Annotated in this window: 23 protein-coding genes; 9 read left to right on the forward strand and 14 right to left on the reverse strand. The window is 74.1% G+C overall.

Annotated elements, in window-relative coordinates:
- Positions 1-59: 59 nt before the first annotated feature.
- The 3 genes from ACWHYA_RS08285 (at position 60) to ACWHYA_RS08295 (ending at position 2,232) form a co-directional block, all read left to right on the forward strand.
- The gene (locus ACWHYA_RS08285; RefSeq protein ID WP_425943119.1) at positions 60-737 is read left to right on the forward strand and encodes a response regulator; all 678 of its coding nucleotides are present in this window, start codon (positions 60-62) and stop codon (positions 735-737) included.
- Between the two features lie 186 nt (positions 738-923).
- Positions 924-1,469: a hypothetical protein gene (locus ACWHYA_RS08290; RefSeq protein ID WP_425943118.1), complete on the forward strand. Its 546-nt coding sequence runs from the start codon at positions 924-926 to the stop codon at positions 1,467-1,469.
- 16 nt (positions 1,470-1,485) lie between these two features.
- Positions 1,486-2,232 (forward strand): universal stress protein, encoded by a 747-nt coding sequence (locus tag ACWHYA_RS08295; RefSeq protein WP_431473066.1) that lies wholly within the window; start codon positions 1,486-1,488, stop codon positions 2,230-2,232.
- A 3-nt stretch (positions 2,233-2,235) separates the two neighbouring features.
- Here ACWHYA_RS08295 and ACWHYA_RS08300 read toward each other — a convergent pair whose 3' ends face one another.
- Both ACWHYA_RS08300 and ACWHYA_RS08305 read right to left on the reverse strand, forming a co-directional pair.
- Complete coding sequence (locus tag ACWHYA_RS08300) at positions 2,236-3,798, reverse strand: sensor histidine kinase (protein ID WP_425944191.1); 1,563 nt, start codon at positions 3,796-3,798, stop codon at positions 2,236-2,238.
- Positions 3,799-3,872: 74 nt separating this feature from the next.
- Positions 3,873-5,882: a PhoX family protein gene (locus ACWHYA_RS08305; protein ID WP_425944189.1), complete on the reverse strand. Its 2,010-nt coding sequence runs from the start codon at positions 5,880-5,882 to the stop codon at positions 3,873-3,875.
- 189 nt (positions 5,883-6,071) lie between these two features.
- On the opposite strand from ACWHYA_RS08305, the gene ACWHYA_RS08310 reads away from it, so the two are divergent.
- A complete protein-coding gene (locus ACWHYA_RS08310; protein WP_425944187.1) occupies positions 6,072-7,001 on the forward strand; it encodes a hypothetical protein in 930 nt (309 codons plus the stop codon).
- Here ACWHYA_RS08310 and ACWHYA_RS08315 read toward each other — a convergent pair.
- The 6 genes from ACWHYA_RS08315 to ACWHYA_RS08340 form a co-directional block, all read right to left on the reverse strand.
- Complete coding sequence (locus ACWHYA_RS08315) at positions 6,971-9,790, reverse strand: MMPL family transporter (protein ID WP_425944185.1); 2,820 nt, start codon at positions 9,788-9,790, stop codon at positions 6,971-6,973. The genes ACWHYA_RS08310 and ACWHYA_RS08315 overlap by 31 nt on opposite strands.
- 132 nt (positions 9,791-9,922) lie before the next feature.
- Positions 9,923-10,591: a TetR/AcrR family transcriptional regulator gene (locus ACWHYA_RS08320; RefSeq protein WP_425944183.1), complete on the reverse strand. Its 669-nt coding sequence runs from the start codon at positions 10,589-10,591 to the stop codon at positions 9,923-9,925.
- A gap of 80 nt (positions 10,592-10,671) precedes the next feature.
- Entirely contained in the window at positions 10,672-11,601 is a 930-nt protein-coding gene (gene rarD / locus ACWHYA_RS08325) for an EamA family transporter RarD (protein ID WP_425944181.1), read from the reverse strand.
- Positions 11,598-12,809 carry a 2-oxoacid:ferredoxin oxidoreductase subunit beta gene (locus ACWHYA_RS08330; RefSeq protein ID WP_425944179.1) on the reverse strand — a complete coding sequence of 404 codons (1,212 nt, stop codon included), beginning with the start codon at positions 12,807-12,809 and terminating at the stop codon, positions 11,598-11,600. The genes rarD and ACWHYA_RS08330 overlap by 4 nt, the downstream gene beginning before the upstream one ends.
- On the reverse strand, positions 12,806-14,707 hold the full coding sequence (locus tag ACWHYA_RS08335) for a 2-oxoacid:acceptor oxidoreductase subunit alpha (protein ID WP_425944177.1): 1,902 nt from the start codon (positions 14,705-14,707) through the stop codon (positions 12,806-12,808). The genes ACWHYA_RS08330 and ACWHYA_RS08335 overlap by 4 nt, the downstream gene beginning before the upstream one ends.
- A 61-nt stretch (positions 14,708-14,768) precedes the next feature.
- Entirely contained in the window at positions 14,769-14,984 is a 216-nt protein-coding gene (locus ACWHYA_RS08340) for a hypothetical protein (protein WP_425944175.1), read from the reverse strand.
- A 78-nt stretch (positions 14,985-15,062) separates the two neighbouring features.
- Here ACWHYA_RS08340 and ACWHYA_RS08345 point away from each other — a divergent pair, with 78 nt between their 5' ends.
- Positions 15,063-15,965: a LysR substrate-binding domain-containing protein gene (locus ACWHYA_RS08345; RefSeq protein ID WP_425944173.1), complete on the forward strand. Its 903-nt coding sequence runs from the start codon at positions 15,063-15,065 to the stop codon at positions 15,963-15,965.
- Between the two features lie 50 nt (positions 15,966-16,015).
- On the opposite strand, the gene ACWHYA_RS08350 is transcribed toward ACWHYA_RS08345, so the two are convergent.
- The gene (locus tag ACWHYA_RS08350) at positions 16,016-16,339 is read right to left on the reverse strand and encodes a TraR/DksA family transcriptional regulator (RefSeq protein WP_425944171.1); all 324 of its coding nucleotides are present in this window, start codon (positions 16,337-16,339) and stop codon (positions 16,016-16,018) included.
- A 92-nt stretch (positions 16,340-16,431) separates the two neighbouring features.
- Between ACWHYA_RS08350 and ACWHYA_RS08355 the strand changes: the two genes are divergently transcribed.
- The 4 genes from ACWHYA_RS08355 to ACWHYA_RS08370 are packed head-to-tail and all read left to right on the forward strand — an operon-like array spanning position 16,432 to position 19,056.
- Entirely contained in the window at positions 16,432-16,938 is a 507-nt protein-coding gene (locus ACWHYA_RS08355; protein WP_425944169.1) for a low molecular weight protein-tyrosine-phosphatase, read from the forward strand.
- A complete protein-coding gene (locus tag ACWHYA_RS08360; protein WP_425944167.1) occupies positions 16,935-17,333 on the forward strand; it encodes a hypothetical protein in 399 nt (132 codons plus the stop codon). The genes ACWHYA_RS08355 and ACWHYA_RS08360 overlap by 4 nt, the downstream gene beginning before the upstream one ends.
- The gene (locus tag ACWHYA_RS08365; RefSeq protein WP_425944165.1) at positions 17,330-18,121 is read left to right on the forward strand and encodes a fructosamine kinase family protein; all 792 of its coding nucleotides are present in this window, start codon (positions 17,330-17,332) and stop codon (positions 18,119-18,121) included. Before ACWHYA_RS08360 ends, ACWHYA_RS08365 begins: the two co-directional genes overlap by 4 nt.
- Positions 18,118-19,056, forward strand: coding sequence for an amidohydrolase family protein (locus ACWHYA_RS08370; protein WP_425944162.1), 939 nt, complete (start codon positions 18,118-18,120; stop codon positions 19,054-19,056). Before ACWHYA_RS08365 ends, ACWHYA_RS08370 begins: the two co-directional genes overlap by 4 nt.
- Here the strand turns inward: ACWHYA_RS08370 and ACWHYA_RS08375 are convergent.
- The 5 genes from ACWHYA_RS08375 to ACWHYA_RS08395 form a co-directional block, all read right to left on the reverse strand.
- Complete coding sequence (locus ACWHYA_RS08375) at positions 19,014-20,216, reverse strand: cytochrome P450 (RefSeq protein ID WP_425944160.1); 1,203 nt, start codon at positions 20,214-20,216, stop codon at positions 19,014-19,016. The two genes, ACWHYA_RS08370 and ACWHYA_RS08375, sit on opposite strands and share 43 nt — an antisense overlap.
- Before the next feature lie 78 nt (positions 20,217-20,294).
- Entirely contained in the window at positions 20,295-21,134 is an 840-nt protein-coding gene (locus tag ACWHYA_RS08380) for a MetQ/NlpA family ABC transporter substrate-binding protein (RefSeq protein WP_425944158.1), read from the reverse strand.
- An 89-nt stretch (positions 21,135-21,223) separates the two neighbouring features.
- The gene (locus ACWHYA_RS08385; protein WP_425944156.1) at positions 21,224-22,081 is read right to left on the reverse strand and encodes a MetQ/NlpA family ABC transporter substrate-binding protein; all 858 of its coding nucleotides are present in this window, start codon (positions 22,079-22,081) and stop codon (positions 21,224-21,226) included.
- A gap of 84 nt (positions 22,082-22,165) precedes the next feature.
- Positions 22,166-22,825, reverse strand: a complete 660-nt coding sequence (locus ACWHYA_RS08390; protein WP_425944154.1) for a methionine ABC transporter permease — start codon at positions 22,823-22,825, stop codon at positions 22,166-22,168.
- Positions 22,822-23,877 carry a methionine ABC transporter ATP-binding protein gene (locus ACWHYA_RS08395; RefSeq protein WP_425944152.1) on the reverse strand — a complete coding sequence of 352 codons (1,056 nt, stop codon included), beginning with the start codon at positions 23,875-23,877 and terminating at the stop codon, positions 22,822-22,824. Before ACWHYA_RS08395 ends, ACWHYA_RS08390 begins: the two co-directional genes overlap by 4 nt.
- Positions 23,878-24,166 lie beyond the last annotated feature (289 nt).

The following is a 24,166-nucleotide window of genomic DNA, read 5'->3' on the forward strand; positions in this document are numbered from 1 at the left end:
GCGACCGTCCGCGGCGGCCCGGCACGCGGCCGCCCACGACCCGGAAGGACCTCAGCGACATGGACACCCAGGACCCCGCGGTCGGCGGCAGGGACGAGGGACGGCAGATCCGCATCTACCTCCTCGACGACCACGAGCTCGTGCGTCGCGGGCTGCACGACCTGCTCTCCGCCGAGCCCGACCTGCTCATCGTGGGGGAGTCCGGGTCCGCCGTGACGGCGGTGCGGGAGATCGTCGAGCTGGCTCCCGACGTGGCCGTCCTGGACGGCCGGCTGCCGGACGGATCGGGGGTGGAGGTCTGCCGGGACGTGCGCGCCGCAGATCCCGCGATCCGCGGGCTCATCCTCACCAGCTACGACGACGACGAGGCGCTCTTCGCCGCGATCATGGCCGGCGCCGACGGCTACGTCCTCAAGCAGATCGCCGGCACCGACCTCATCGAGGGGATCCGCAGCGTGGCGTCGGGGCGCTCCCTCATCGACCCCTCGCTGGTGACCAAGGTCATGGACCGGCTGCGCCGCGGAGACCCGCAGGCCGACAAGCTGGCCCTGCTGACCGACCAGGAGCGACGGATCCTGGAGCTGATCGCCGAGGGCATGACGAACCGTCAGATCGCCTCGACGATGTACCTGGCCGAGAAGACGGTCAAGAACTACGTCACCAACGTCCTGGCCAAGCTCGGCCTGGAGCGGCGCACGCAGGCGGCCGTGCTGGGCGCCAAGCTCTTCGACAAGTAGGTCTCCCTCGGGGGCCAGGCCCCCGGGGTGGCGGTGCCGGCGGGTGGGGTGGGGTCCGTGTGGGTGGTGGGGGTGGGGACCTTGGTCCTGTCCGGGTGTGGACCTGTGCCTCTACTACGGGGGGTCGTGTTCTTGGGAGGGTGGTGTCAGCCAAGCGGAACACGATGAGAGAAGGAGCTGGCTGTCATGACTGCTCGTAGCGAGATCAGGGTCGACCCCCACCTGGATGGTCTGGTGGGTGAGAAGCACTACCTGCCCATGGCGGGTGGGTATGCGTTGGGTGTGCTGCGGATCGCGTTCGGGTTCACGTTCTTGTGGGCGTTCCTGGACAAGCTGTTCGGGCTGGGTTTTGCCACGCCGGCGGAGCGGGCGGTGGTCAACGGTGGGTCGCCGACGACGGGGTACCTCTCGGGGGTGGAGGGTCCGTTCGCGGGGGTGTTCAACGCGATGGCCGGTGGTGCGGTGTGGGACGTGCTGTTCATGGCGGGTCTGCTGGGTATCGGTGTGACGTTGATGCTGGGTGCTGGTGCCCGGGTGGGTGCGGTGGCGGGTGCGTTCATGTACCTGTTCATGTACCTGGCGGCGTTGCCGATGGTGAACAACCCGGTGCTGGATGACCACCTGAGCGGTGTGCTGGTCATGGTCGTGATCGCCACGGTCCCGGCGTCCTGGTCCTTCCTGGGTCTGGGCGAGTGGTGGGCCCGGGTCTCTCCCTCGCGCTTCCTGCGCTGAGATCGGCGGTCGGGTCGTGAGCGCCACGGTCCGGGCCCTGGGTCCGGTGCTGGTGGGCGTGGACGGGTCGGCCTCCGCCGCCTCCGCGGTCGCCTGGGCGACCGCGGAGGCCTCCGCGTCCGGGGTCGGACCGACCCCGACCACGCACCGCGGCGAGGGGCCGGCGGCCCCCGCCCTGCGGGAGGCGGCGCGGGCCGGGGTCCTGGTCGTCGGCCGGAGGGGTGCCGGCGGCTTCGACGGGCTGAGCCTGGGCTCCACGGCCCGCCGCCTCGTGCACGAGGACGGCCCGGTCACGGTCGTCGTCCCGGCGGAGGGGGGCCGGCCTGCGGCCGACGCCCCCGTCGTCGTCGACGTCTCACCGGACGCCGGCTGGGCCGGCACGGGATCGGGGCCGCTCCCGCAGCACCGGGCCGTGGGACCGGAGGAGGTCCTGACCCTGGCGGCCTCCAGGGCGGCACGCGAGCGCCGTCCCCTGCTGGCCGTGCTGCACTGGGCGGTGCCCTCCTCGGCCGCCGCGGAGGGCCGCTCGATCGCGCAGGTGTGGGACGAGCACGCCCGCCTGGCGGCGCGCCGGCTCGAGCGGCTGCTGGAACCGTGGCGCGCGGCATACCCCTCGGTGGAGCTGCGCACCCTGGTGACCGACCGGCACCCCGTCTCCACCCTGCTCGACCTGGGACGGCGCGCCGAGCTGCTCGTGCTGCCCCGCGGCCCGCGGGCGTGCGCGGTCGTGGAGGACGCGACCTGCGCGGTCGCCGTCGTCTGAGGACTACAGGGGGACCGACCAGGTCAGCTCGGTGCCGTGCGGCTCCACCCGGCGCAGCCGCACGGCACCGTCGCGCTCCCGCGCCCGCGCGCGGACGTTGCCCAGCCCCGACTCGGCCACGTCCGACCCGATGCCCACCCCGTCGTCGCGCACGACCAGCCGCAGGCCGGAGGGGTCGTCGAGGACCTCGGCGGTGACCACGACCGAGGTGGCCCGCGCGTGCCGGGCCACGTTGGACAGCGCCTCGCGCACGACCATCAGCACCTGGGTGTGCACCTCCTCGTCGGCCACGGTGTCGAGCGGGCCGCGCAGGTGCACGACCGGGGCGAAGCCGAGGGTCGAGGCGTAGGACTCCACGAGCTGACGCAGGTCGGCCCGGAAGCTGCCCGCCCCCGGGTGGTGGCGCAGCTCGAAGATCGTGGCCCGGATGTCCCGGATCGTCTGGTCCAGCTCGGCCACCGCCCCGTCGAGCCGCTCGACGATCTCCGCGTCCGGGCTGTGCCGGGCCGAGCCCTGCAGGGTCAGGCCCACGGCGAAGAGCCGCTGGATGACGAGGTCGTGCAGGTCGCGCGCGATCCGGTCGCGGTCCTGCAGCAGGGTGACGAGGTCGTGGTCGCGCTCACCGTGCTCCCGGTCCAGGACCAGGGTGGCGTGCAGGGCCAGCGCGCTGATGACGTCCCGCACCTGCTGGGCCGAGACGCCCGGGGCCGGTGCCCACCGGTGGGCCACGAGCACCACGGGCAGACCGGCCCGGGTGTCCAGCGGGACGAGGCTGGTGCTGCTGCGCTCCGTGGGGTCAGGACCGGCGGCGGAGGTGCGCGGGGTGGCGGTCGCCGCGAGCGAGACCGGGTCGCGGGTCGTGGTCCAGTGGTGCGGCGACCCGTCGGCCATCACCTCGCGCAGGTCCGGCCCCAGCTCGGCCAGGGCCGCCCCGGCCTCCGGGCCGGAGGCCGCCAGCACGCGCAGCTCCCCGTCCGGACGCGTCCCGACCAGGGCCACGGCGCGCGCGCCCGTGAGCTCGCGAGCGCGGTCGGTCAGCAGCGGCAGGGTGACCTCCAGGTCCACCTGCTCCACGATCGTGCGGTCGATCGCCCACAGGGAGCCGGCCACCGCCTCGTAGAGACCGGCCACCTGGCGCTGGCGCTCCTTGCCCAGCCGCAGCCCCAGCACCGTGGCCACCAGGCGCAGGCAGCTGGGGGCCGCGCGCCCGGCGGTCGGGGGGACCCCGACCACGTGCAGCGACCCGTAGCGCAGGCCACCCACGACCACCGGCGCGTGCAGGACCGCCTCGGGACCGTCGTGGGGGGCCGAGGCGGTGAGCGACTCCACGACCGGGTCGTCGGGGGCGACGCCGTCGGTGAGCACCTGCGCCACCCAGCCGGGGTGCTCCTCGTCCTCGACCGTGAGCACGGCGGCCCGCGCACCGGTCAGGTGCCGCGCCCCCGCCAGCGCCGTCCTCATGGCGTGGCGGACGTCGCCCACGTCGGCGGCCGCGATCTGCCGGACGGTGTGCACGACCAGACCGAGGGTGTCCTCGGGGTCGCTGCTGGCGGAGGTCGTCGTCATGGCGCCTCCAACCTAGACCAGCGGGTCGCGGGTCCGGGGCCGACAGGCGGTCGGTGCCGGACCCGCGACACCGGTCAGCGGCCCGCCCGGCCCCTGCCCCGCTGCACGCGGTGGACGTGCGCCACGCCCGGCCGCGGCACGGGGTCGCCCAGGTAGGGGTAGCTGCTGGGCAGGCCACCCTCACCCGGGTGCTGCACGCACACCAGCACGGAGCGGTCGTCCCAGGAGACGACCGGGCCGCAGCACTCGGCGCCGGCGGGCACCGAGAGGAACTGCTGGACCCGCCCCTTCTCCGGTCCGGCGGTCGGCAGAAGGAACATGCCGTCGCAGGTGCCGATGGTGCCCGGGGCGCCGTCGGTGGAGATCCACAGGTGGTCCGCCTGGCTGTCGAAGGCCACGTTGTCCGGGCAGCTGATCGGGCTGACCAGGCTCTTGTCGAAGCCGTCGAACCAGCTGCCCGGGTCCTCCGGCCGCCCGGCGATGAGGACGATGCGCCAGCCGAAGGTGAGCGCCGCGGCGTCGTCCCCGGCCTCGGTCATCTCGATGACGTGCCCGAACTTGTTGTTGGCCCGCGGGTTGGCCTCGTCGATCTGCGACGGGGCACGGCGGGTGTTGTTCGTCATCGCGGCGTAGACGCGGCCGGTGTGCGGGTTGGGCTCGACGTCCTCGGGACGGTCCATCTTGGTGGCGTCGACCTGGTCGGCGGCCGTCCGGGTCCACAGGAGCACCTCGGCCACCGTCATGCCGGGGACCGTCGAGGCGCCACCCTCCACGAGCGGGAGCCACTGCCCCGAGCCGTCGAACTCGCCGTCGCCGAGCCCGTCGCCGGTGTAGCGGGAGACGTAGAGGTCGCCCTCGGACAGCAGCGTCATGTTGTGCCGCCTGTCGCCCTCGCGGTAGCGGTCCTTCGACACGAACTTGTAGACGTAGTCGAACCGCTCGTCGTCACCCATGTAGACGACGGCCCGACCGTCGGCGGCCAGCCGCACGGTGCCGCCCTCGTGCTTGAAGCGGCCCAGGGCGGTGTGCTTGACCGGCGTCGACGCGGGGTCGTCCGGGTCGACCTCGACGATCCAGCCGAACCGGTTCACCTCGTTCGGCTCCCCGGCGACCAGGAAGCGGGGCTCGGCCTGCTCCCAGCCGCGCCCGCCCGAGGTGATGCCGTAGCGCGCCAGCCGGCCGTCACCGTCGTCCGCGCCGGTGGCGTTGAAGTACTGGTTGAAGTTCTCCTCGCCGGACAGGCTCGTGCCCCACGGGGTCTCGCCACCGGCGCAGTTGTTGAGGGTGCCGAGGACGACCGTCCCGGTCGGGTCGGCGGCGGTCCGCAGCGCCTCGTGGCCGGCGGCCGGACCGTCGACCGCGAACTCGGTCCACGTGTGGATCCGCCGGTTGCGGGCGCCGTGCCTGTCGTAGACCCACGGCGAGAAGGAGTTGCGGCGCTCGACCTCGACGATCGTCATGCCGTGCGCCGCCATCTCGATCCGCGCCTGCTCCGCGGTCAGGACGCCGTCGAAGCCGGGGAACATCGCTTCGGGGTTCGTGTACTCGTTGTTGAAGACGATGAGGGCCTTGTCGGCGGCGTCGTTCCCGGCGCCGCCGCGCCGCAGGGCGAGGTAGTCGGCGTTGTAGCCCGCCTGCTTCATCTGCGCCTCCACGGTCTGGTGGGAGGCGTCGAACTTGGGGGCGCCCGGCTCGACGGGGTCGCCCCAGGAGACGACCGGCGACCAGGTGTAGCCCTCGGGGACGACGAGCTCGTCGACGTGGGCGGGCGTCGGCGCGATCGGCTCGAACCCGGCGAGGTTCTTCCGGCCCCGGCCCCCGCCGGGAGCGGCGTTGGCGTTCTCGGCGGTGCCCCAGGCGAGGCTGGTCACGACGGCGGCACCGGCACCGCCCTGCAGCACGGCCCGGCGCGAGACCGAAGCGGCGACGACGTCGCCGAAGTAGGCGTTGGCGGAGGTGTTGGGCACCGGCTGGGAGCACTGGTCTCCGCACCGGTAGCGGCAGGTCGCGGCGCTGCGGTTGGTGAGGTGCTCGGAGAAGCTCAGCAGGGGCAGCAGGGAGCGGCGGGTCGTCGGAGCGGTCACGTTCTCGTCCTTCGTCGGCGGTGGCGTCCCGGGACCCTGCGGCCCCGGTCGTCGGCGACGCTAGGCCGCCCCGATGGCCACGCCGGCGACGCCGCGGTGAACCCTGGTCGGCGGGCGGGTGACGGTTCCGTGACCGGGTGCGCGGCCGCATACCCTGGAGCGGTCCCGCCCCCGCCCGAGAGGAACCCCGTGCGCCGCGTCCTGGCCGGCCTGTGGGCCATGCTCCCGCTGGCCCTGCTGCTGCTGACCCTGCCCTGGACGGCCCGGGGCGGCGGCGCGGCCGTCGACGTCGGGCTCCTGCAGACCGGGCTGACCGCCACCGTGATGGCCGCGCTCGCCGCGGCGGGGGTGGCGCTGCTGAGCAGGGTGGTGCCCGCGGGCTGGGGCCGGTGGGGGTTGGCTGCGGCCTCGGCCCTGGGCTGGGGCGGGTATGCCGTGCCGCTGCTGGGGGCGGTGGCGCCGGGTCTGCGGTGGACGGTCGTGGGGGTGGCCGCGGTCCTCGCCGGGTGGGTGGGCCACCGGCTGCACGGGTCGCGCGCGCTGCCCCGGGACCAGCTGCTGCGGCGGGTGCCGGAACGGGCCCGCGTGCAGGCGCTGCGGGGGCGGGCCGTCGCCCCCGTGCCGGTGTGGACGAGCGACGTCACCTCGGGCACCCTGCGGGTCCAGGGACTGGTCCTGCTGGCGGTGTTCAGCCTCACGGCCGTCGTCGTGCTGCTGCTGGGCGAGGGGGTGCTCCTGACCCTGGGGGTCCTGCTGTTCGGCCTCGCCGGCGGCGGGCTGGCCCTGGCCTGGTCCCGGGTCACCCTCCGGGTCGACGAGGACGGCCTCCAGGTGCGCTCGGGCGTGCTGCCCGCTCGGCTGCTGCGGGTGCCCGCCGGCGACGTGGTGGGGGTGGAGGTCCTCGACCTGGACCCGATGGCCTGGGGCGGGATCGGCCTGCGGCCCCTGCCCGACCGGACGTCCTACGTCGTGGACGCCGGCCCGGGCCTGGTGGTCTGGCGCTCCGACGGGCGCCGGCTGGCGGTCCAGGTCACCGAGGGCGACCGGGCCGCCCGCGCCGGCGCCCGGGCGCTCGCGCAGGCCGCCGGTCAGCGGCTGGGGGTCGCCACCGGCTCCTGAGCGGAGGAGGTCGCCGCGTCCTGGGTCGGCCCGGCGAGCGCGCGCTCGAGCTGGGCGCCCTCCACGTCCACGTCCGGCAGGATGCGGTCCAGCCAGCGTGGGAGCCACCAGGCCTTCTCCCCGAGCAGGGACATGATCGCCGGGGTGAGCGTCATCCGGACGAGGAAGGCGTCGATGAGCACGCCGACCGCCAGCCCCAGCCCCATCGGCCGCACCATCGCCAGGTGCGCCCAGACGAACCCGCCGAAGACCGAGATCATGATGATCGCCGCGGCCGTCACCACCCGGGCGCTGTGGTTGAAGCCGGTCACCACGGCCCGGCGGGCCTCCTCCCCGTGCACGTGCGACTCGCGCATCGCCGAGACGAGGAAGACCTGGTAGTCCATCGCCAGCCCGAAGAGGATCCCGATGAGCAGGGTCGGCAGGAAGCTGAGGACCGGTCCCGGCTCGTTGACCCCGAAGACGCCGGAGAGGTGACCCAGCTGGTAGACGGCGACCACGGCGCCGAACGAGGCGACGAGGCTGAGCAGGAAGCCGCCCGTGGCCAGCAGCGGGATGACGACCGAGCGGAAGACCAGCAGGAGCAGGATCAGCGACAGCCCCACGACGACGACGAGGTAGAGCGGCAGGGCGTCCGCGAGCTGGCCGGAGATGTCGATGTTGGCCACGGTCGCCCCGGTGAGGCCGACCTCGGCGCCGATCTCCTGGCCCAGGTCGTCGAGCACGGGCACCAGCCGGTCCACGAGCGCCTCGGTCGAGGCGTCGGCAGGACCGCCCTCGGGCTGCACCTGGAAGGCGAGCGTGTCCCGGTCCGCGCTCACCCCGGCGGGCAGCACCCGCACGACCCCGTCGACGGCCGCCAGCTGCTCACCGACGTCAGCCTGGGTGGTCAGCAGCGCGGTCTCGCCGTCGGCGACCGGTGCGTCCAGCTCGGCGACGACCAGGAGCGGGCCGTTGGCCCCCGCCCCGAACTCCTCGCGCACCGTGTCGAAGGTCCGGTACGCCGTGGAGCCGGCCGGCTCGGTCGACCCGTCGGGCAGGCCCAGGCGCAGCTGGCCGACCGGCCAGCCCAGCCCGGCGACGAGGGCCAGCGAACCGACGATCACCAGCCAGGGGTGGCGCTGCACCCACGCGGCCCAGCCGCGCCGGACGTCGGCCTCCCGCTCGTCCTCGGCCCGGGCCACGGCCAGGTCGCCCCGGGCCACGGCCTCCCGCTCGCGCCGGGGGAGCACGCGCAGGCCGAGCAGGGACAGCAGGGCGGGGGTCAGCGTGAGGGCCACGAGGACGGCGACCGCCACGGTGCCGGCCGCCACCAGCCCCATCACCCCCAGGAACGGGATGCCGGTGATGGTCAGCGCCGCCAGGGCGATGATGACCGTGAGCCCGGCGAAGGTGACCGCGTTGCCCGAGGTCCCCACGGCCAGGGCGAGCGACTCGCGCACCCCCATCCCGTGCCGCAGCTGCTGGCGGTGCCGGTTGATGAGGAAGAGCGAGTAGTCGATGCCGACGGCCAGGCCGAGCATGAGCGCGAGCGCGGGGGTGACCGAGTTCATCGAGATCCACTGGGTCAGCGTCATCGCGGCGCCCAGGCCCACGCCCACCCCGACGAGCGCCATGAGGAGCGGCAGCCCGGCGGCCAGCAGCGAGCCGAGCATGACGACCAGGACGACCGCGGCGACGACGAGGCCGATGACCTCGCCCGGTCCGAGCAGGCTGGACAGGTCGTCGGTGAGCTCCTTGGAGAAGTCCACCTGCACGTCCGCGGCGGCCAGGTCGTCGGAGACCGCCAGGATCGCCTCGCGCGTCTCGGGGGCGAGGGTCCCGGAGGCGTCCTCGACCGTGACCTGGGACATCGCGACGGTGCGGTCCTCGTTGACCAGGAGGGTGCCCTCGGTGAGCGAGGTGACCCGCTCACCGGCGGCCAGCGCCTCCTGGCCCTCGACCAGCTCGGCCCGGCCGTCCTCGAGCTCCTGCTCGCCGCGGGCGATCTCCTCCTCGGCAGCCTCGAGCTCGGCCTCGCCCGCGGCGATCGCCTCCTCGCCGGCGGTCAGCTCGGCGCGCGAGGCCTCCAGCTGCGCCCGCCCGGCCTCCAGCTGCTCCCGGCCGGCATCCAGCTGGGCCTGACCCGCGGCGATCTCGGCGCGGGCCTGCTGCTCGGCGGCCGGCGGCACCATCCCGGCGGCCACGCCGGCGTCGAGCTCGGCCAGCTGGGCGTCCAGCTCGGCCTGGGCGGCGTCGAGCTGCTCGGCCTGGGTGGCCAGCTCGGCCTCGCCGGCGTCGAGCTCGGCCCGTCCCTCCTCGAGCTGGGCGCTGCTCCCGGCCAGCTCGTCGCGGCCCTGCTCCAGCTGCTCGCGGCCGTCGGCCAGCTCCTGCTCCCCGGCGTCCAGGTCGGCGCGGCCCTGCTCCAGCTCGGCGCGTGCCTGCTCGATCCGGGTGCGTCCTGCCTCCAGCTCGGCCTGGGCGGCCACCGGGTCGACCGCGGAGACGCCCTCGACCGACTCCCACTCCTGGACGGCGTCGGCGATCGCCTCCTCCTGCTCGTCGTCGAAGGGGGTGTCGCTGCGCAGGACGACGGTGCCGGTGGTGCCGGCCGCCTCGGGGATCTCCCGCTGCAGGGTCTCCAGCACCTGGGCGAACCTGGCCCCGGGCAGCGAGAACTCGTTGGTCAACGGCTTGGACAGCAGGACGGTGCCCGCGACCAGGAGCGCCAGCAGGGTGCTCCACGCGGCGACGACGAGCCACCGGCGGTCGGCGCACCAGCGTCCGAGGCGGTGCAGGAGGATGGCCACGGTGGTGGTCCTTTCACGAACGGCGGGGGAGGGGTATGGCGTGGGCGGGCCCGGTGGTCGTGCCCCGGCGGGGTCCGGGCGACCCGGGCGTGGTCCTGGGCCCCGCGGTGGGGTCCGGCGCGGGTCGTCCGGTCAGGGGCCCGGTGCGGTCGGCAGGGCCCAGCCGTCGGCGACGTAGCCCAGCGCCCGGTCGAGGTGCTCGAGGAACGCGGTGACGTCCTCGGCGGTGAGGTCCACCCGGCCGTCGAGCCGGGCGAGCCAGGGCTGCTCGGCCGCCGCGAAGGCGCTCATGACGGCGTCGGCGAGGGTGGCGACGTAGACCGGGTCGACCTCGGCGGGAAGAGCTTCGACGAGCAGGCCGCGGAACCAGTCGCCCAGGTCGGTCCAGACCGCACGCTCGACGAGCACCGCGGTCTCGCTCGTGGAGCCGTGGCAGTTGAGGGCGGCCATCCAGGTGAGGAACTCCGCGGACAGGCCCCGGTCCCGCAGCACGCGGCGTAGCGAGGCGACCGGGTCCTCGCCCAGGGGATCGGTCTGCAGCCCCTCCACCAGGTGGGTGGTGTGCCCGCGCATGACGTCGGCCAGCACGGCCGCGATGCCGCCGTAGTAGTTGAAGAAGGTGCGGCGGGAGATCCCGGCCCCCTCGGCGACCTGGTCGACGGTGATGTCGGCGACGGGGTGGCGCACCAGGAGCGTGCGCAGAGAGCTGGCGACGGCCTCGCGGGTGCGGGCCTTGTTGAGCTCTCGCCGACCGGCCGGTGCGTCGGCCGGTGCCCTGCCCGCGGTGGTCGGCTCGGTCACCCCCACAGGATACGCGGACGTGCACGGTGTGCAAAATTGCCCTGAGTGCACGAACCTGTGAGGTGCGTCATACCCCGGTCTCAGGGGGCGGGCTCGACCAGGTCCCGCCGGGCGCGCACGGACCGACGCACGTGCCTGGCCATGTCCCAGGTCAGCACCGCCAGGGCGAGCCAGACCATGGCGAAGCCGACCCAGCGCGAGGCCGGCACGGTCTCACCGAGGAGGAGCACACCGGTCATCAGCTGCAGGACGGGGGTGAGGAACTGCAGCAGGCCGATGGTCGACAGCGGCACCCGGCTGGCCGCCGCGGCGAAGAGGAGCAGCGGGACCGCCGTCGCCACCCCGGTGGAGACCATGAGCAGGGTGTGCACGCCGCCGTGCGCCAGGAAGGTGGTCTCCCCCCGTGCCGAGAGCCACACGAGGACCACGACCGCGACCGGCAGGATGGCCAGCGACTCGCCGGCCAGGCTGCGGATGGGGGACAGGGAGATGCCCAGCCGGTTCTTCAGCAGGCTGTAGGAGGCGAAGCTCACGGCCAGGACCAACGAGATCCACGGGGGGCGGCCGTAGTCCACGGTCAGGTAGACCGCGGCGATCCCGCCGACGCCCACGGCCACCCACTGGGCACGACGCAGGCTCTCCTGCAGGACCACCACGCCGAGGGCCACGGTGACCAGGGGGTTGAGGAAGTAGCCGAGGGCGGCCTCGGTGACGTGCCCGCTGAGGACCGCGTAGGTGTAGACCCCCCAGTTGACGGCGATGAGCAGCCCGGCCAGGGCGACCCCGCCGGCCCGCCGGGGCCGGCGCGCGAGGTCGGCCAGCCAGCGCACGTCGCGGGTGAGCAGCAGGACGAGCGCGCACAAGAGCAGGGTCCACACGATGCGGTGGGCCAGGATCTCCCACGGTCCGGCCGGTCGCAGCGTGGCGAAGTAGAGCGGGAAGGCGCCCCAGAGCAGGTAGGCCAGGAAGCCGGCGGCCGTGCCCTCCTGCCGACGGCGCGCCTCGGTCACTCCTCGTCCAGCGCTTCCTCGCGCTCCTCGACCAGGGCGTCGCCGGCCGCGGGGATGGGTCCCTCGGTGGTCTCGCCGGCGAGGGTCTGCTCGACCTGGCCGGCCCGGGTGCCGTCGATCGTCCAGGTGTCCCGGCCGCGCAGGAGCGCGGCGAGCTCCTCGTCAGGCGTTCCGGCCGGCGGGGCAGCGGCCACGGCCGCGGCCACCTGCGCCCGCACACCGTCGTCGTAGGTGGGGCGGCTCACCGCGCGGAAGACGCCCATCGGCACGTGCTGCATGCTCGCGTCGTCGAGGCGGGACAGGGCGAAGGCCGTCGAGGGGTCCGGGTCGGTCGGGTCGTGCACGACCACCCGGGCGGGGTCGGCGTCGGTCTCGGGGACGACGGCCAGCCGGCCGGAGTCCTCCCGCACCACCACGCGGGCGTCCTCACCGTCGCCGATGCGCACCGGCTCGCCGGCGCGCAGGTGGGCCAGGCGGGCGGTCGCCTCGTCGCGGTCCTTGAGCAGCTGGAAGGCACCGTCGTTGAAGATCGGGCAGTTCTGGTAGATCTCCACCAGGGCCGTGCCGCGGTGCTCCGCGGCCTGGCGCAGGACCTCCGTGAGGTGCTTGCGGTCGGAGTCCATCGTGCGGGCCACGAAGCTGGCCTCGGCGCCGAGCGCCAGGGAGACCGGGTTGAACGGGTGGTCCACGGAGCCGGCCGGCGTGGACTTGGTGACCGCGCCGACCTCGGAGGTGGGGGAGTACTGGCCCTTGGTCAGCCCGTAGATCTTGTTGTTGAACAGCAGGATCGTCAGGTTGACGTTGCGGCGCATCGCGTGGATGAGGTGGTTCCCGCCGATCGAGAGCGCGTCGCCGTCACCGGTGACGACCCACACCGACAGGTCCTCCCGGGCGGTCGCCAGGCCGGTCGCGATGGCCGGGGCGCGCCCGTGGATGGAGTGCATGCCGTAGGTGTCCAGGTAGTACGGGAAGCGGCTGGAGCAGCCGATCCCGGAGACGAAGACGATGTTCTCCCGGCGCAGCCCCAGGTCGGGCAGGAACCCCTGGACCGCCGCGAGCACGGCGTAGTCGCCGCACCCGGGGCACCAGCGCACCTCCTGGTCGGAGGTGAAGTCCTTCTTGGTCTGGGCGGACCCGTCCTGCAGGGCGGGCACGCCCGCGGTGCCCCCGCGCGACGGCATACCGATGTCGGTGGTGCGTGTGCTCATGAGCGGCGTCCCTCCTCGGACCCCTCGGTGACCTCCAGCAGGTGTGCGTGGATCACCTCGGCCAGCTCGGCCGCCGTGAAGGGCAGGCCGCGGACGGCGGTGTGCGACCGGACGTCGACCAGGTAGCGCCCGCGCAGGAGCAGGGCCAGCTGGCCGAGGTTCATCTCCGGCAGCAGCACCCGGTCGTAGCTGCGCAGCACCTCGCCGAGGTTGGCCGGGAACGGGTTCAGGTGCCGCAGGTGGGCCCGGGCGACCGGCGCTCCGGAGCTGCGCACCAGCCGGGTGGCGGCGGCGACGGGTCCGTAGGTGGAGCCCCAGCCCAGGACGAGCACGCGGGCCCGACCGTCGGGGTCCTCGACCTCCAGGGGCGGGACCGTGTCGGCGATCCGGTCGATCTTGGCCTGGCGGAGCCGGACCATCCGGTCGTGGTTGGCCGGGTCGTAGGAGATGTGCCCGGTGACGTCGGCCTTCTCGATGCCGCCGATCCGGTGCTCCAGGCCGGGGGTCCCCGGGACGGCCCACGGCCGGGCCAGGGTGCGTTCGTCGCGCAGGTAGGGGTGGAAGACCGGCTCGCCGGCCTCGTCCACCGCGTTGGGCGTGGTGGCCTTCTCCACGGTGAGGTCGGGCAGGGAGGCCACGTCCGGCACGGCCCACGGCTCCGACCCGTTGCCCAGGTAGCCGTCCGAGAGCAGGATGACGGGCGTGCGGTAGGTGGTGGCGATGCGGACCGACTCCAGGGCCGCGTCGAAGCAGTCGCTGGGCGAGCTCGCGGCGACGACGGCCACGGGGGACTCCCCGTTGCGGCCGTACATGGCCTGCAGCAGGTCGGCCTGCTCGGTCTTGGTCGGCAGCCCGGTCGAGGGGCCGCCGCGCTGGATGTCCACGACGACGAGGGGCAGCTCGGTGGAGACCGCCAGCCCGATGGTCTCGCTCTTGAGGGCCAGCCCGGGCCCGGAGGTCGTCGTCACACCGAGCGCCCCGCCGAAGGAGGCGCCGAGGGCCATGCCCACGGCGGCGATCTCGTCCTCGGCCTGCAGGGTCGTCACGCCCAGGTGCTTGAGGGCGGAGAGCTGGTGGAGCACGTCGGAGGCGGGGGTGATCGGGTAGGAGCCCAGGACCAGCTGGAGCCCGGCGCGCCGGGCGGCCGCGACCAGGCCCAGGGCCATCGCCTGGTTGCCGGTGATCGTCCGGTAGGTGCCGGGGCGCATGGGGGCCGGCGCCACCTCGTAGCGCACGGCGAAGTCCTCGGTCGTCTCGCCGTAGGCGTGCCCCGCCCGCAGCGCAACCAGGTTGGCCTCCAGCACGTCCGGCGCCTGGGCGAACTTGGCCCGCAGGAAGGCCTCGGTGCCGCTGGTGTCCCGCGAGTAGAGCCAGGACAGCAGGCCCAGGGCCAGCATGTTCTTGGCCCGCTCCTTCTCCTTGCGGGTCAGCTCGAAGTCGGTGAGCGCCTCGACCGCCATGGAGGTCAGGGGCAGGGCGTGGACGTGGTAGCCGGCGTCCGTCAGTGACCCGTCGTCCAGAGGGTTGGCGCTGTACCCCACCTTGGCCAGGTTGCGGCGGCCGAACTCGTCGCTGTTGACGATGAGGGTCGCACCGCGGGGCAGGTCTCCCAGGTTGGCGCGCAGCGCCGCCGGGTTCATCGCGACGAGGACGTCCGGGGCGTCGCCGGGGGTGGCGATGTCGTGGTTGGCGAAGTGGAGCTGGAAGCTCGAGACGCCGGGCAGGGTCCCCTGGGGGGCCCGGATCTCCGCCGGGAAGTTGGGCAGGGTGGACAGGTCGTTGCCCAACGAGGCGGTGTCGGAGGTGAACCGGTCGCCCGTCAGCTGCATCCCGTCGCCGGAGTCCCCGGCGAAACGGATGACGACCCGGTCGAGCTGGTGGAGTTGAGTCGAAGACATGTCACCCATCACCCTACGCCTCCGTAGGTCGTGCGGCCGAACGTCCCGGCCGTGGCGGTGGTCAGCGGGGCAGGGTGAAGCGGCCGGCGATGCGGCGCGGCGGCACGGCGGCGTCGTTCGCCGACTCCGAACGGTTGGTGCGGCCGAGGAAGGCCAGGCGCGGACGGTGGGAGCCGCGGCGGGCCGGGGAGGCCGTGCCGAGCACGACGGGCACCTGGGCGAGGGCCGCGAGCTCCGCACGCTGGGCGGTCGTGGGCATCTGCGATGTTGTTGACATGTCCCCATTGTGGCTCAACAGGCACTATGCGTCCAATGTACGGATGACATATCACTCTTGTTCTGCAAGCATGGGTCGATGGACGTGCGTACCCTCCGGTGGTTCCAGCAGGTGGCCGACGGCCTCACCCTCACCGAGCTGGCCGACCTGGAGTCGGTGGCCCAGTCGGGGATCTCCCGTGCCCTGGCCCGGCTCGAGGCCGAGGTCGGGACGCCGCTGCTGGGACGCTCCGGGCGCACCCTGCGGATGACGCGCGCCGGCGTGGCGTTCAAGCGGCACGTGGACGCGGCCGTCCACGAGCTCGACGACGGGCTGGCCGCGGTGCAGCAGCTGCTGGACCCCGAGGCGGGCACGGTGCGCCTGGCCTTCCAGCCCTCCCTGGGGACCTGGCTGGTGCCTGGGCTGGTGAGCGGGTTCCGGCGGGCGCATCCCGGGGTCGGCGTGGAGCTGGTCTCCAAGCAGGAGGAGCTGGTCCTGGCCGTCGGCGGGCCCACCGGTGTGGAGCTGGAGTTCACCACCCGCCCGCCCGAGGACCGGACGATCCGCTGGCGGGTGCTGGTGCGGGAGCCGCTGATGCTGGCGGTCGGGCCGGAGCACCGGTGGGCGGGGCGGACGCACCTCGACCTCGCCGAGGCCGCCGCCGAACCGTTCGTGGCGACCCATCCGCGCTCGCACCTGTGGGAGGTGGCCCTGCGGCTGTGCCGGGGGGCCGGGTTCGACCCCCGGGTGGCCCTCGTCTGCCAGGACCTGCCCACCACCCGGGCGTTCGTCGCCGCGGGGCTGGGCGTGGCGGTCCTGCCCGTCCCCGACGCGTGGGTCCCCACGCACGAGGGCCTGACGCTGCTGACCCTGGACGACCCCCTGGCCCACCGCGACGTGGGCATCGCCTGGTCGACCGACCAGCTGATGCTCCCCTCGGCCCAGCTGTTCCTGGAGCACGCCGTGCGCCACACCGAGGAGGTGCCGCAGGGCGGGGGCTGAGCAGGGGCTGACGACGGTCGGGGCGGGCGCCGGGCCGGGCGCCGTGCGCCTCAGGTGCTGTGGGCCACGCAGGTCGTCGCCCAGGGACGGGCCTCCAGCCGACCGGCGGGGATGGAGCTCCCGCAGACCTCGCACACGCCGTAGCGGCCCTGATCGAGGCGGGCCTGCGCGTGCCGCACGGCGTCGAGCAGGCCCTGCAGGTTGTCGTGGGCCGTCACCGCGGTGAGCCGGTCCACGGCCATCGCGGTGCCGTCGCCGACCCGCTTGCCGAAGGAGATGCTCCCCTGCTCCTGCATGGGTCGGCTGAGCGTCGTCATCTGCTCGACGATCTCGGCCTCCTTGGCCACCAGCACGTCCCTGACCTGCGCGTCCATCGGCCCAGCATCCCACGTGGGCCGTGGTCGGGCCCTCCGGGGCGGTCCGGGGCCCCGCCGGAGGCCCGACGACGTCTGCTTGACTGGCGCCCATGCACATCATGACGGTCTGCCTGGGGAACATCTGCCGCTCGCCGGCGGCCGAGGCGGTGCTGGTGCGTCGGTTGTCCGAGGCCGGCCTGGACGAGGTGCGGGTCTCCTCGGCCGGCACGGCCGACTACCACGTGGGCGAGCGACCGCACCCCACCAGCCGGGCGGAGGGGGAGCGGCGCGGCTACGAGCTCACCACCCGGGCCGCCCAGCTGGAGCCGGCGGACCTGGAGCGGGCCGACCTGGTGGTGGTGATGGACGAGGCCAACGAGCAGGACGTCCGTGCGCTGGCCCGGCGTGCCGAGGACGTCCGCAAGGTCGTCCGGCTGGGGGTCTTCGCCCCCGACGCCGAGGAGGGGGTGCAGGACGTGCCGGACCCGTGGGGGCGACCCGAGGTGGCCTACGTGGAGATGTACGACCAGATCGAGCGGGCCGTGGACGTCCTCGTCGCGGCCATCGCCGACGGCTCCCTGGAGCAGGTCCTCGACCGGCACCGGACGGCGTCGTGAACGCCCCCGGCAACGGGCCCGAGGGGCTCGCCGACCGGATCGAGGCCAGGGCTGCCGAGCTGCGCGCCGAGGCCGTCCTCACGATGACCGACCTCGCGGGTCCCACCAGCGCGTGCTCGCTGGCCCGCGACGGCCGTCCGTTCCCCGCCTACAAGCTCCACGAGGGCAGGTACGCCGCGGCGAGCGAGATCGTCCGGGCGCTGCGGGAGGAGCTGGCCGGCGAGGGGAGGGGCACCGCCGCCGTCGCGGTCCTGGAGGGTGCGCGCGAACGGTGGGCGCAGGAGGTCCTGCGCCGCCAGGACCAGGGCCAGGACTGGCTCGCCTACGCCACGGGCGCCGCCGACCTGGTCGAGCAGCTGGCCGATGAGCTCGTCGAGGAGGGTGGCGGGGCGTGACCTCCGCGCACCCGACCGGCACGCCGGCCCGGGACCACCTGCCCGACGGCACGGAGGTCTTCACCAAGACCCTGACCGGGGCCCCGCCCCGGTTCTTCGAGCGCGAGGCCGCCGGCCTGCGGGCGCTCGCGCAGGCCGGGGCGCGGGTTCCGCAGGTGCTGGCCGTCGACGCGGAGCGGATCACCCTGGCCTGGGTGCCGCAGGGCCACGGCCGGACGGCGGCGACCGAGGAGCAGTTCGGCCGCGAGCTGGCCGCCCTGCACCGGACCACGGGGCAGCGCTACGGCTCGGTCGACGAGGAGTCGACCGCCTACCTCGGCGCCTGTCCCGTCGACCTCACCCCGACCCCCTCCTGGGCCGGGAGCTGGCTGGAGCGCCGGGTCGTGCCGCTCGCCCGTCGGGCGGCCGACGAGGGGCGCCTCGACCCGGACACCGCAGCGCTCGCCGAGCGGATCGACCTCGACCGGCTGGGGCCGCCCGAGCCGCCCACCCTCGTGCACGGCGACCTGTGGGGCGGGAACCGGCTGCTCGACCCGGCGGGGCGCAGCTGGCTGATCGACCCGTGCGCGCACTACGGGCACCGGGAGGTCGACCTGGCGATGATGCAGCTGTTCGGGGGGTTCAGCGGCCGGGTGTTCGCGGCCTACGTCGAGGAGTTGCCGCTCGCCGACGGCTGGCGCGAGCGGGTCGCGGTCTACCAGCTCGTGCCGCTGCTCGTCCACGCCCTCCTCTTCGGCGGCGGGTACGGCGTCCAGGCCGGCGACGCGCTGCGCCGGGCCGCCGGATGAGCGCCGGGCCCGCCCCGGTGGCACCGCGCGCGGACGGCGAGGTGGCGGCATACCTGCGCGACCTGGGTCTCCCGGGCCTGGCGGACGTGCACGTGCACTTCCACCCCGACCGGCTCATGCGAAGGATCTGGGCCTACTTCGACGAGGGCGAGCGGCACTACGGGGTGGCCTGGCCGATCCACTACCGCACCGGCACCGAGGACCGGCTGCAGACCCTGGCGGCCCTCGGGGTGCGGCGGGTGCCGGCGCTCACCTACGCGCACCGGCCGGGGATGGCGGCGTCGCTGAACGCGTGGTGCGCCGAGTTCGCCGACGCCCACCCCCAGGTGCTCCGGTGCGCGACCCTCTACCCCGAACCCGGTGTCGCGCAGCAGATGCGGGACGCCGTCGGCGACGGACTGCAGCTGGTGAAGGTGCACGTGGTGGTCAGCGACCTGGACCCCAACGACGAGGAGCTCGACGAGGCGTGGGAGGTGCTGGCCCGGGCCCGGGTGCCGGTGGTGATCCACGCCGGGCACGGACCGCGGGCGGGGCGCTTCAGCGGCCCGGAGGGGGTGGCCCGCCTGCTGGGCGACCACCCGGACCTGACGCTCGTCGTCGCGCACATGGGGATGCCGGACTACGACGCCTTCGCCGACCTCGTCGAGGCCCACGACCGGGTGCACCTGGACACCACGATGGTCGGCACCGACTTCATGGAGCGCCTGGCCCCGGTGCCGCCGCGCTTCCTCGGCCGTCTCGCCGAGCTGAGGTCCAGGGTCGTGCTGGGCAGCGACTTCCCCAACGTCCCCTACCCCTACGCCCACCAGCTCGAGGCGCTCCACCGCTGGGGGCTGGGCGAGGACTGGTTGCGGGACGTCCTGTGGCACAACGGTGCGCGGCTCGTGCCCGGCTACCTGCCCCCGGCGGGGGTGGGCGTGAACGCGAGCGGGTAGCGGACCGCGCCGGTGTTCCCGGAGACCGGCAGCCACTCCCCGGGACCGTCGGCACGGGCGTCCGGCATCCGGGCGGCGAGGACCGGCAGGGCCACGGCCATGTCCATCCGTGCGACCCAGTGGCCCAGGCAGTGGTGCACGCCGCCCCCGAAGCCCATGTGCATCGGGTGCTCGACCGTGATGTCGAAGGACGGGTCCGGCTGGGTTCGCGGGTCGGTGCCGGCGCTGTGCGAGAGCACCTGCACGATGTCGCCCTCCCGCAGCACGAGGCCGTCCCCGAGGTCGACGTCCTCGAGCGCCTCCCGCGTGATCCAGGTGACGGTGGGGTTGACCCGCATCACCTCCTCGACGGCGTTGCGGCCCAGCTCCGGCCGCTCCGCCAGCAGGCGCCACTGGCCGGGGTGGGCCAGCAGGGTCTGCACGGCGAGGCCGAGCTGGTTGCGGGTGGTCTCCATGCCGGCGAAGACGAGGAAGACCAGCGCGACCGACAGCTCCTCGGCCGACAGCCTGCCCTCCTGCTGGGAGCGCACGAGGTCGGAGACGAGGTCGTCGCGCGGGGCGGCGGTGCGGTCCCGGACGACGTCGTCGCAGTAGCCGTAGAGCCCCTCCAGCGCCCGCTCGATGCGCGGCAGGTCCTCCCGGATCCGCACGCCGAAGCACTTGCCGAGGTCGTCCGCCCAGTGCGCGACCTGGGCCCACTCCTCCTCCGGAAGACCGACGAGCCTGCACAGGACGCGGGAGGCGTAGGGCTCGGCGAACTCGCCGACGAGCTCGACCGACCCGCGGCCGCTGAAGCCGTCGACCAGCTCGTGCGCCAGCGCGGTGAAGCCCGGAACCATCGGCGTGACCGCGCTCTGCTTGAAGGCCGGGTTGAGCAGCCGTCGCAGCCGCAGGTGGTCCTCGCCCTCGAGCGAGAGCAGCACCCTCTGCCACCAGTCGCTGAACAGGCCCGAGGAGATGCCGTTCTGCGCCGGCCACCGGGCGTTGCCCTGCCGGAAGCGACGGTCCTTCAGCAGTGCGGTCACCTCGGCGTGCCGCAGCACCGCGTACCCGTAGCTGGTCCGCGCCCAGAAGGCCTCCTCCCGGGCGTCGCGCACCTCGGTGCCCGTCACGTCGAAGGCGGGGTCGGCAAGATCGAGGAAGCGGGTGCCGGTGTGCATGATCAGATGCTAGGAGGGCGGGTATGCCGCAGGGGCCGGTGGGTGCGCCCCAGCGGCCCCTGCGGCACGGCATACCCGTCAGGAGCGGGCGGAGACCACCGTGCCGGCGTAGGTCTCCTCGATGAACCGCGCCACCTCCGCCGAGCCCAGCAGTTCCGCGAGGGCGGCGACGCGGGGGTCGGACCCGTCGCCCGCCCGGACCACGAGCAGGTTGGCGTAGGGGTTGCCCTCGGCGGACTCCGCCGCGATGGCGTCCTCGGCCGGCGACAGGTCGGCCTCGATGGCGTAGTTGCCGTTGATCACGGCGGCGTCCACGTCGGGCAGGCTGCGCGGCAGCTGGGCGGCCTCGATCTCCACGAAGTCCAGGTTCCTGGAGTTCTCCTCCACGTCGAGGACGGTGGCCGACGCCTCGCCGGTGTCGGCCAGCGTGATGAGGCCCTGGTCGGCGAGCAGCTGGAGGGCGCGGGCGCCGTTGGTCGGGTCGTTGGGGATGGCGACCTGCGCGCCGTCCCCGATCTCCTCGACCGAGCCGAGCGTCTCGGAGTACAGGCCCAGGGGCTCGAGGTGCACGGGGGTGACGGCCTCGAAGTCGTAGCCGGCGGCGGCCTCCTGCTCGGCCAGGTAGGGCTCGTGCTGGAAGTAGTTGGCGTCCAGCGAGCCGTCGTCGAGGGCGACGTTGGGCTGGACGTAGTCGGTGAACTCGACCAGCTCCAGGTCCAGGCCCGCGTCGGCCGCCAGCTCGTCGTCGACGAACTGCAGGATCTCGGCGTGCGGGACGGGGGAGACGCCGACCGTCAGGGGGCCCGTCCCGGCGTCGGCGTCGTCCGTGCCGGAGCTCGGGGCGGTGCCTGTGCCGCAGGCGGTCAGCAGCAGGGCCGCGGCCGGGAGGAGGGCGGTGAGGGGGAGGTGGGTGCGCATGGGGTCTCCTTCGTCGATGGGGTGGTCGGGGTGTGCCGCGGGGCGGAGCGGGTGTGCCGTGCGGTGGGTATGCCACGGGGTGGTGCGGGTCAGAAGGCCGCGACGACGGCCCCGCGGTAGGTCTCCTCGATGTGGCGGCGGACCTCCTCGGAGGTGAGCAGCTCCAGCAGCTGCTGCAGGCGCGGGTCCTCCTCCTCGCCGGCGCGGACGACGAGCTGGTTGGCGTAGGTCGTGTCGCTGGTGTCCTCGGCGACGAGGGCGTCGTCCTGCGGCGAGAGGTCGGCGTCGAGCGCGTAGTTGCCGGGCACCGCCGCGACGTCGACGTCACCGAGGCTGCGCGGCAGCTGGGCGGCCTCGACCTCCTCGAACTGCAGGTCCTTGGCGTTGTCGGTGACGTCGAGCAGGGTCGGCACGGCGGCGTCGGGGTCGGCCAGGGTGATCAGTCCCTCCTGGGCGAGCAGCTTCAGCCCGCGCGAGCCGTTCACCGGGTCGTTGGGGAGGGCGACCGTGGCGCCCTGCGGCAGGGCGTCCAGGTCCGTCACCGTGCTGGAGTACAGGCCCATCGGCTGGAAGCTGATCGTGGCCAGCCCGGTGAAGTCGTAGCCCGCCTGCTCCTCCTGGTCGGCCAGGTAGACACCGTGCTGGTAGTAGTTGGCGTCCACCGAGCCCTCGTCCAGGGCGGAGTTGGGCTGGAGATAGTCGGTGAACTCGATGATCTCCAGGTCCAGGCCGACCTCCGGGGCCAGCTCGTCGTCGACGAACGCCAGGATGTCGGCGTGCGGCACGGGGGTGACGGCGACCCGCAGCGGGTCGGAGGTCCCGGTGGCGGCGTCGGAGCCGGGGTCGGAGCCGGCACCACCACTCGCCGAGCCGCAGGCGGACAGGGCCAGGGCGGCGGCCAGGGCGGTGGTGACGAGGGCGGGACGGCGGGGTGCGGAGGACGGCATGACGGATCCTTGGGGGCTCGGGAGAACGGGGGAGGTCAGGAGGCGAGGACGGGCAGGGCAGGGGGTATGGGGCGCCCGCCCGGCTCAGCGGTGCGCGAGCCGACGGGCCAGGCGGTCCCCGGCGGACTGCAGCAGCTGGACCATGACGAGCAGGACCACGACCACCGCCACCGTGACGCCGGTGTCGAAGCGTTGGTATCCGTGCCGGATGGCGAAGTCGCCCAGTCCGCCGCCGCCGATCGCGCCGGCCATGGCCGAGTAGGAGATGAGGGCCACGAGCGTGACCGTCCCGGCGGCCACGAGGCCGGGGCGGGCCTCGGGCAGCAGGACCACGCGCACGATCTGCCGGGTGCTGGCTCCCATGGAGCGGGCCGCCTCGACCTTGCCCGGGGCCACCTCGCGCAGCGAGGCCTCCACGAGGCGGGCGAAGAAGGGCACAGCGGCGATGGTCAACGGCACGATCGTGGCGGTGGACCCGATGGTCGTGCCGGTCAGGAGCCGGGTCACCGGTGCCACGAGGACGAGCAGCACGATGAACGGCACCGACCGGCCCACGTTGACGAAGGCCCCGAGGACCTGGTTGACGACCCGGCGGGGCGTCAGCCCGTCGGGGGCGGTGAGCAGCAGCAGGACGCCGAGGGGGATCCCGAGCAGGACGGCCAGCACCATGGAGACGCCGACCATGTAGGTGGTCTCCAGGGTGGCCTGCCACAGGGCCGGGCCGATGCGGTCCCAGTCGATCATGCGAGGGCTCCTTCGAGGGTGCGGGCGGCGGGACGGTCCGTGACGTCACCGGTGGGGTCGGTGGAGCCGGTTCCGTCGTCCTCACCGGCCTCGTGCTGGTGGACGGCGAGGTGGTCCAGGGCGGCCCGCACCTGCTCGGGGGCACCGTCGACCCGCAGCTGGAGCCGGCCGAACCGCTGGTCGCCCAGGGTCTCGACCGAGCCGGCGAGCACGGCCACGCGGACGTCGTGGAGGCGGATGAGGTCGGTGAGCACCGTGTCGTGCTCGGTGGCGCCGACGATCACCTCGACCACCTGCTCCCCGCCGGGAGCGGCTGGAGGAGGCAGCAGCCGGGTGGCCAGGGGCGAGCTCGGCCGCCGGACGACGTCGCCCAGGGCGCCGGAGTCGACGACCCGACCGGCCTCCAGGAGGGTGACCCGGTCGCAGGCGCGCTTGACGACGTCCATCTCGTGGGTGATGAGCACCGTGGTCAGGTCGAGCTCGTCGGTCAGGGTGCGCAGCAGCGCCAGGACCGAGGACGTGGAGACCGGGTCGAGCGCGGAGGTGGCCTCGTCGCACAGCAGCACCGTGGGCCGGGGCGCCAGCGCCCGCGCGATACCCACGCGCTGGCGCTGGCCGCCGGAGAGCTGGGCCGGGTGGGCGTCCACCTTGTCGCCCAGTCCCACCCGCTCCAGCAGCTCGGCGGCGCGCGCCCGGCGCTCGCGGGTCCCCACGCCGGCCAGCTCCAGCGGCAGCTCGACGTTGCCCCGGGCGGTGCGCGAGTCGAGCAGGTTGAACTGCTGGAAGATCATGCCGATGCGGCGCCTGGCCCGGTCGAGCTCGTGCGGGCGCAGGGCGGTCAGCTCGACCCCGTCGACGGTCACGGTGCCGGCGGAGGGACGCTCGAGGAGGTTGACGACGCGCGCCAGGGTCGACTTCCCCGACCCGGAGGGGCCGACGACCCCCATGACCTGACCGCGCTCCACGCTCAGGCTGACGTCGTCGAGCGCGGTGACGGCGGGGCTGCGACGGCGGGCGGGAAAGGTCTTGGAGATGTGCTGAAGGGTGATCACGGAAGGTTCCTCACGACGGGCAGGTCGACGGGCCCGACCGGCGGCGCGGCGACGTGGCCGCAGGCGCGGGTGGGCGGAGCGTGGAGGGCAGAGGGTGCTGTGCGGGGGAGGGGGACGCTCGGGCGGTGGCGTCAGCGGTCGTGCCGCCGGGACGCCGGGGGCTGTGGCCCGCCCGGCGCCTCGCACATTCGTCGATCGATCCTCGAGGTCCTCATCGGGTCCCACGCTAGCCGCGCGGGATGGCGGATCCCAAAGCGGACGACGAACGATCTTTTCCGATCGGCCCACA

This window comes from Ornithinimicrobium carbonis (assembly GCF_977012275.1).